Raw genomic sequence first — 6,414 nt, 5'->3', positions numbered from 1 at the left:
GCGGGTGGTGGGTTCTGAGCCGTTGGATTCGCGGCGGCGGGACGATTTGCAGCAGCGGTTGAAGGAGCGGGGCATTGGCAGTCGGGTTTACTATCCTCTGCCGTTGCCGTTGCAGCCGGTGTACCGGCGGCTGGGCTACCGGCGGGGGGATTTGCCCAAGGCGGAGTTGTGTGCTGCTCAGGTGTTGTCTTTGCCCTGCTTTCCTGAGTTGACCCTCTGTCAACAAAAACGGGTGGCTGTTGCCATCGCAGACATCCTCTCCACATCATCACCCCCATAGCACCAATTATGATTATTTCAAATTACACTGAAGTAGCTTGTAGATTCCAGACTCTCCTTCTCCTTTGGGAGAGGGGCTGGGGATGAAAAAGCGCTGAGAGGACTGCCGTGTTGTTGAAACTAAGCCGAAAATTATTTCAAAGGATGGGAGGCCGGGGAACCTTCTCCTCAAAGCAGGGATCGAGATCTCGGGTTCGCTTTCTGCGCCGCTTCCGCTTTACCCGTATCGGGGGGCGGTTTATCGGGATCGCCCTGTTGGTGAGTATTGCTGCTTTCAACACCGGCAACAATCCCCTGTACTTGTTGCTGGGGATGCTGCTCAGCCTCATCCTCATCAGCGGTACCCTCTCTGATATCACCCTCAAAGATCTGGAGGTCAGCCGGCAGTTGCCTAGCCGCATTTTCGCTGGCCAGCCTGTCTTAGTGGGTCTCACGCTGGTCAATCGCAAACGGCGCTTGCCCAGCTTTTCGTTGCAGGTGAGCGAACGCATTGAGGGGCTGAGGCGGGAAGATTGGCCTTCCAGCTATGTTTTGCGGGTGGATCCCGGTGCCAAGGTGGACACTTTTTATCAGCATACTTTTTCAAAGCGGGGAGTCTGGCAGTTGCAAGGTTTTGAAGTTGCCACCAGTTTTCCATTTGAACTCTTCCGCAAGGCGGTAGAGATTAGGGATCCCCAAACGGTGATCGTGTTTCCGCGGCCTGCCTCGGTTCAAGGATTGGTGCTGTGGGATCAGCTCAGCAGCGGCAACCAATTGCGCCCCCAACCCGGTCGAGAGAGAGACTACCTGAGCTTACGGCCCTACCGCCCCCAGGACGATGTGCGCTCTGTCCATTGGAAGATCTCGGCCAAACGGGATCAACTAATCGTGCGGGAGTTGGAGCGTCCACGATCCCAAGCCATCACCCTCTGTTTTGAAAATCGCTGGCAGCCCCAGAAAGAGAGGCCCGAGATCCATCGAGACAAGTTGGAGCGAGCTGTAGAGCGCTGTGCCGGGATCCTCTTCTACTTGATGCGAGAAGGTTACCCGGTAGCACTCGTTACGTTACAAGAGCGGACTCCTTTTGGGTCAGACCTGGCCCATCAAGATCACCTGCTGACCGTGTTGGCACGACTTACTTTTGTCGGGGATCCCCAGCTCAGCCCTCCACTGGAAAGAGAACCTGATCCCTCTGTCAAGTTTGACCTCACCCCTCAAGATCGCTGTGTGCTGCTGGCCCATCCCGACCAGGATGGAAAATCTGCCCCGGCCCATCTCATCCACACGGGATCGCTGTTGCAATTTATCCCAATTGAGTGAGCTTCAGGCCCATTTTGATAGCAGGATCCATCTGAGATTGTTTGGAAAGCTTGGGCGCAGATCCTTGCAAAGCTTTAGGTTAAACTGCTGAAGAAGTGGTGGTTCACTGCTCCAACTTTTGTCGCAATTCTGGAATGGCCCGCCGCATTTGTCGATAGCCCTCCTGAATAATCGGATCTGCTTGATGAAAATCGAAGATCCCATACTGGCTCAGCTTGGGTTGTAAGAGCAAATCCGGCGGATGTTCGGCTAAAACACTGCGGGTAACGATTTGCTCCATCACGTTCAACGTCTTGCCAATAACGTCGAAAATATTGGGACCAGAGGGCTCATCTGGAAACCATTGGCTAATTTTTTCTTGGATCCCTTGTTGTAGGGATTGATAGCGTTTGCGAATGCGGGTGATGAAGTTGGTTTCTTCTTCGATCACTTCTCCTTCAGCATTCAAGCGCTGTCGCCGTTGAAGGGTTTCTTCCACCTCTGTTTCTTCCAGTTGCGACTCCACATCCGCGGGATCCACATGGTTGAGATTGACCGCGATGACAACATCGGCCCCCATCTCCCGCACCACTCGCACCGGCACCGGATTGACAATGCCTCCATCTCCGAGATAGCGCCCTTCGTGGTGAAAGGGAGTGAAAATTCCTGGGATAGAGATGCTGGCCCGCACGGCATCTGCCATTTTACCCGAACGCAACAGCACCTCCTGGCCTGTGATCAAGTCGGTAGCCACACAACAAAAGGGGATCCCGGCCTCTTCAATACACAGCTCTTGCAAATGTTCTGTCAGCAGCTCATAAATTTTGTTGCCATCCAGCAGGCCACAGGTGGGAAAGACCACATCAAACAAAGACAGGATCATCTTCCAGTTGAGATCTCGCACAAAGTCTTCCAGCTCATCCAGTTCTCCTGCTGCATAAATGGCTCCCACAAAAGCGCCAATGCTCGTCCCGGCAATATAATCAATGGGGATCCCGGCCTGCTCTAGAGCCCGAATTACGCCAATATGAGCCCATCCCCTGGCTCCGCCGCTGCCCAGTGCCAATCCCAGTTTTTTGCCCATGATTGCTCCCTCAAAAAGAAGCCCAAAAGACTTCAGGAATCTTAAACTTTGCTCTCTCTAAAATCAATTAGGTACCTGCCCTTTCTCGCAGATCGGGAGGCAGATAGCTGCGTTCCCCTAAGATTTCCAGAAGGGGGCCATAGCGGTCGAACTTGACCACGCTGACCGAGGCGGCCAAAACCTCAATGCGATCCCGGTAGCGACCCAGGTCGATGCCCAGCAGGCTGCAGAGAATAACCCGAATGGTGGCTTTGTGGGAGACGATCAAGACGTTGCCATGGGTCCATTTTTCCTGGATCTCAGCCACAACCGGCATAGCCCGATTGGCAATTTGCACAGCGGTTTCCCCCCCTGGGGGCGCGTTCCAGGCTGGCTCGGTCATCCAGCGCCAATAGGCTTCTGGGTAGGCTTCTTGTGCCTCGGCGTGGGTTTTGCCCTCCCACTCGCCATAGTGAATTTCTCTTAGGCCCTCTCGAATCTGCATCTGCAAGCCAACTTTCTCGGCCAGGGGGCTCAAGGTAGCCAAGGCACGCCGCATCGGGCTGACGTAGAGAGCTTGCCAAGGGATCCCGGCATAGGCTGAGGCAAAGGCTTCTGCCATTTGTTTGCCTTCGGGGGTGAGGTCGGGATCGAGAGCGCCGCAAAAGCTGCCGGAACGGCTGTAGGGAGTTTCGCCGTGTCTAAGGAGGTAAAGTCTCAGGCTCATGGGAAATATGCTTATGGGAGCGAACTTTGCCACTCTAGCTGCCCAACTTTAAGCTCTCCTTATCCCCCCTCGGGGCGGTGGTTGGTGGTGGGGATGTAGATGCGGCTGCCCGCCCACTGCAATTTTTCCCGCAGAGTGCGAAAGTAGGAGAGCTCTTTTTCCAGGATCATCAGCTTGGCCGGTGTAGGCGCTTGCTGAATGTGAACCCACTGGCCGGGATTCACCGACTGAGCCAACACGCCATCTGTCCACAGGCGGGTCAACCCTTCGGGATCGGCAAGAGGCCAAATGTCCACCCTGGCTGTGCCGCTGATGACAATAGGACGGCTAGACAAACTCAGGGGACAAATAGGGGTGATGATGATGGCGTCGAGGGTAGGCTCGAGGATGGGGCCATTGGCTGCCAGGGTGTAAGAGGTAGATCCTGTCGGTGTAGCCACCAGCACCCCATCTCCGTGGTACTGATCCAAAATCTCTCCGTTGACCTCGATCTCCATGATCGCGGCAGGCAGCCGTTCTCGGTTGATTGGCTTCAGGCAGATCTCATTGAGGGCATAGTAGACTTCGCTGGCCGGACGGCCTTGCGACTTTCCCTCTCCACGGGCGGCCAAGGGATCCCCTCGTCCCAACTGCGGTTGTTCCCAAATCTGGGCTTGCAACATCATGCGGGCTTGCAAGAAAAAATCCCCCGCCTGGATACGATCCCAGGGATCCTGCTGCAACACCCGCTCCGACTGGGCCAAAAACCCCAGCCTACCCCCCGCTTTGATCGGCAAAATCGGGATCCCATGGGGAGCCAGGTATCGTGCCGCCGCCAACACCGAGCCATCTCCCCCCAGCACCACTGCCAGATCGATGGGATCCGAGGTGGCCTCTAGAAAGACAGGGTAGGGGTTGTGGTGCAAGCCGGTGGGAGCCGTTAACACCGTAACGCCGCGCCGGCGCAACTGTTCAGCACACCTCTGACAAGCGGCCTTGCTCTCCCGATCCCCCTCTTTGTAGGCAATCACCACCAAGCCCAAGTCCATGGTCAACCTCATCAAGGGATCCCTGTCGATTGTCCCCTTCTTCAGACTGGGGATTGCTCAGGATAATCCAGACTATCCCCCCCAAAGTTAACCAGAAAATGTTCTCTTGGACGGTGAAACCGATCACCGCAGCTCTCCCTTGAGCGTCACTGCCCCCGCCAGAGCTTTCTTCTACAACTTTTAAGTAACAGTTAAGTAAATCTGAGAAGTCACCTTGAAGAATCAACCGAAAACCCCGCCATTTCCAACAGATGGCCCCAATCCGGATCCCTGAGTTCAGCCACCGGCGTAGGCTGGTGCAGACCTCAGCAATTCGGTTTATGGTATGGACATTCCCCCTGCAATTCCTCTTCTCCAAGCTGCAAACCCATGACCGCAGATCTCACCAATCGCATTTTGGGCAACCGCTACCAGCTGATTCAAGAAATTGGTAGCGGTGGTATGGGATCCGTCTTTCGTGCCTTGGACTTACACAACAACCGCCAAGAGGTAGCCGTCAAGATCCTCTATGCCCCCATGTTGCTAAGCCGGAGCAACTCCCAGACGGACTTGCGCCGCCGCTTTGTCGAAGAGATCCGCGTCAGCACCCTCTTGGGCCAGCATCCCCGCATCGTCAAAGTTCTGGATCACGGCCAAGAGGGGGAGCAAGCCTATCTGGTGATGGAGTACCTTAAGGGTCAGGATCTGGCCAAGCTAATTCGAGAAAAAGGGGCTCTGCCGGTTCGGCAAGCCATTCGGCTGGCTCTCCAAGCTTGTGAGGGACTGCACTTTGCCCACACGTTTCAGGCCAAGATAGAGGGCCGCGAGATTCGGGGTGTCATCCACCGCGACATCAAACCCAGCAACCTCTTCATCGAGCAAGTTTTTCAAAATGGCAAGCTTATCCCCCAACTGAAAATCCTCGACTTTGGCGTGGCCAAAACCCTGGCGGATCACACCCTCAGCCTGGGCACCCAAAAAGGGGGAGGATTTATCGGCACAGCTCGCTACGCCTCTCCCGAACAGATGCGGGGCAAAGCCTTGGATGCCCGCTCGGACATCTACTCCTTTGGCGTGGTGCTCTACGAGATGCTGACGGGATCCATGCCCTTTCAATTGGAAACTGACTCTTTGCACAGTTGGATCCACGCCCATTGTTACGAAAGCCCCCTGGAGATCAACCCCAATACAGCTCCCCAGCCGATCCCACCCCCCTTGGCAGCGGTGGTGATGGATTGCCTGAAAAAAAACCCGGACGAACGACCACAAACGATGCGGGAGCTAGGGGAGCGGCTGCTGCAAGCCTATGACCTGACAGTGGCCACTCAACTCTCCACCAGCCAGGCCAGCACGGTGATCATCCCCACCGGCAGTGCCAAGCCTCAACAGGATGCTCCACCCTCTTCTGAGTCCAAGCCACCGATCCAAGCCACCCGCAATACAGGATCGGCTTCTGGAGCCTTTGAAGATATCCGCGATGAGGATCTGGATCTCATCGAAGATGAGCCGGTCTCTCCCCCTCCTCCAGGTGCAGGGATCCCCTATTACATCACCGAGCGGGAACCCTCCTCAGCAGAAGCTTCGCCGGAAACACCGGATCCCTCTCCCCAAAGTGAGGATGAAACTCCCAAAACGCCCTCCACAGTGATCCCAGCCAGCAACGCTCTCCCGACCGTTCAGGATCCCCCCGTCGCTCGCCCTGCCACGCCGGCACGAACCGATACTCCCCGCACTCGCCCTCTGCGGCAAGCTGCCCCCCAAACGGTTCTGCAACCTTCCGACAGCAACCTGAAGTGGGTTTTGGCCGGGGGATCCCTGGGCGTTATGGCTTTGCTGGCCGCCTTTTTGCTGTGGCCACGCCCAACGATCCGCGATAGCCGGGAAGAACCGGATCCGATCCCTACCGCTGAAGTAACCCCAACACCTACACTCGAACCTGCTCCCACTCCAACGCCGACACCCACCCCGACTCCGACACCGGGCACCAATCCCCCTCCAACGCCCACCGCCACCCCGCCAGCGACACCTTTCGCTTATACACATGTACGAGCCCACGAGAC

Annotated in this window: 6 protein-coding genes; 3 read left to right on the top strand and 3 right to left on the bottom strand. The window is 56.2% G+C overall.

Annotated elements, in window-relative coordinates:
• Both NW838_RS06125 and NW838_RS06120 read left to right on the top strand, forming a co-directional pair.
• The coding region (locus NW838_RS06125; protein ID WP_414427704.1) for a DegT/DnrJ/EryC1/StrS family aminotransferase at nt 1–280 on the top strand (280 nt) is incomplete at its 5' end.
• Between the two features lie 107 nt (nt 281–387).
• Nucleotides 388–1,578 carry a DUF58 domain-containing protein gene (locus NW838_RS06120; RefSeq protein WP_414427703.1) on the top strand — a complete coding sequence of 397 codons (1,191 nt, stop codon included), beginning with the start codon at nt 388–390 and terminating at the stop codon, nt 1,576–1,578.
• A gap of 103 nt (nt 1,579–1,681) precedes the next feature.
• Here NW838_RS06120 and NW838_RS06115 read toward each other — a convergent pair whose 3' ends face one another.
• The 3 genes from NW838_RS06115 to NW838_RS06105 form a co-directional block, all read right to left on the bottom strand.
• Nucleotides 1,682–2,641 (bottom strand): patatin family protein, encoded by a 960-nt coding sequence (locus NW838_RS06115; RefSeq protein ID WP_414357628.1) that lies wholly within the window; start codon nt 2,639–2,641, stop codon nt 1,682–1,684.
• Between the two features lie 67 nt (nt 2,642–2,708).
• Nucleotides 2,709–3,347, bottom strand: a complete 639-nt coding sequence (locus tag NW838_RS06110; protein WP_414427702.1) for a histidine phosphatase family protein — start codon at nt 3,345–3,347, stop codon at nt 2,709–2,711.
• Nucleotides 3,348–3,406: 59 nt separating this feature from the next.
• The gene (locus NW838_RS06105) at nt 3,407–4,375 is read right to left on the bottom strand and encodes an NAD(+) kinase (protein ID WP_414427705.1); all 969 of its coding nucleotides are present in this window, start codon (nt 4,373–4,375) and stop codon (nt 3,407–3,409) included.
• Nucleotides 4,376–4,744: 369 nt separating this feature from the next.
• On the opposite strand from NW838_RS06105, the gene NW838_RS06100 reads away from it, so the two are divergent.
• Nucleotides 4,745–6,414, top strand: a 1,670-nt coding sequence (locus NW838_RS06100; protein ID WP_414427701.1) for a serine/threonine protein kinase, incomplete at its 3' end; no start/stop codon positions are given.

Origin of the sequence: Synechococcus sp. R55.2 (genome assembly GCF_047462075.1) — a bacterium.
GTDB lineage: Bacteria > Cyanobacteriota > Cyanobacteriia > Thermostichales > Thermostichaceae > Thermostichus.
Note: the sequence above shows the minus strand (reverse complement) of the source record. Positions and strands in the feature narration are given on the sequence as shown.